Here is a 1,405-nt window from a genome sequence, read left to right on the forward strand (position 1 = left end):
CCCCACACCCCACACCCCACACCCCACACCCCACACCCTACCCCCACGAAAAACTTTTTGCCGCAAACCCTACTTAAGGTTCGATACTGACAATCCAAGTCCCAACGTAGAGACGGACGGGAATATTGCCAGAGGCAATCACATCACAGGTAAAGTAATAAGTGCCTAATTCGGGATTTCTGACATTAGACATGACGATTTCAACTTTGCTGGTCGGATCGATCGGTTGTTCGGGGACAATTTGAATAATGCGACTATCCTTATCCCAAACCACTTCCTTTAAAGGTAAAGATTTGCCGTTGGTGCGTACCTCGATTTTATTAGTGTCAAACTGGCCGTTAAAATAATCGGGATAGGAAATAAAAAAAGCCGAGGCCCCTTGGGAGAGTTTTTTCGGGGGAATATAGAGTTTATAACGATCCATTTGCCGGGGACGACCACCAAATTGCAAGAAATAATCTAAGATATCCTTGCGATCGACTCCACTAAAAATGGTTAGGCCGGGGTTGCCATTGGCTAAAGTTATTTTTGGTAAAATAATCCCCGCACCCACAGCTAAAGATAGAGCAATTAAAGCGGGTGCTTTAGCATATTTAATTACTTTTGTCAAGACTTTTAACATAAATTTTAACCCAAAGTGAGGGGGATGGTGACGGCCGCAAGGAGCCTAATACAGTTCAACTGTAACAAAACCCGCTCGTTTCTTACCTGGACCTTTGCCAGTCCGATAAGTGTCTTGGTTAACGCTTCATCGCTCGCGCCATATCCCGTTGATCCTGACGACGTTTCAAATCTTCGCGTTTATCGTGTAATTTTTTGCCTCTACCGAGGCCAATGCTGATTTTTACCCAACTACCTTTAAAATACATCTTCAAAGGCACAAGAGTTAAGCCTTTCTGTTCCACTTGACCGATGAGTTTGCTGATTTCCTTTTTGTGCATCAACAATTTTCTCGTCCGGTGCGGATCGTGATTAAAATATTCGCTACTCTGTTCGTAGGGGGAAATATGAACATTAATTAACACCGCTTCACCATTGCGGACTAAAACGTAACCATCCCGCAGGTTTACCTTACCGGCACGCACGGATTTAACCTCGGTCCCCAGCAACTGCACCCCCGCTTCAAAAGTCTCTAAAATCTCGTAGAGATGGCGTGCTTGCCGGTTATCACTGATAATTTTGATTTTGTCGTCTTGATTGGCCATATAGTCAAGTGAAAAGTGAAAAAGCTGTTGAGTGTTGGGGTGTTAGGGTGTTAGGGTGTTAGGGTGTTAGGGTGTTGGGGTTTTAGGGTTTTAGGGTGTTGGGGTGTTGGGGTGTTAGGGTGTTGGGGTGTTGGGGTTTTAGTTGAATTCCCCCATTTCCCCACTTCCCCATTCCCCCATTTCCCCATTCCCCCATTTCC

At 45.2% G+C, this 1,405-nt stretch carries 2 protein-coding genes; both read right to left on the reverse strand.

Annotated features, from left to right (window positions below; all coding sequences use genetic code 11):
• Positions 1-73: 73 nt before the first annotated feature.
• A complete protein-coding gene (locus PX636_RS11670) occupies positions 74-622 on the reverse strand; it encodes a DUF2808 domain-containing protein (RefSeq protein WP_004162718.1) in 549 nt (182 codons plus the stop codon).
• Between the two features lie 118 nt (positions 623-740).
• Entirely contained in the window at positions 741-1,205 is a 465-nt protein-coding gene (gene smpB, locus PX636_RS11675) for an SsrA-binding protein SmpB (protein ID WP_288117286.1), read from the reverse strand.
• Positions 1,206-1,405: the final 200 nt, after the last annotated feature.

The organism is Microcystis sp. M53598_WE2, assembly GCF_030067735.1.
Lineage (GTDB): Bacteria > Cyanobacteriota > Cyanobacteriia > Cyanobacteriales > Microcystaceae > Microcystis > Microcystis aeruginosa.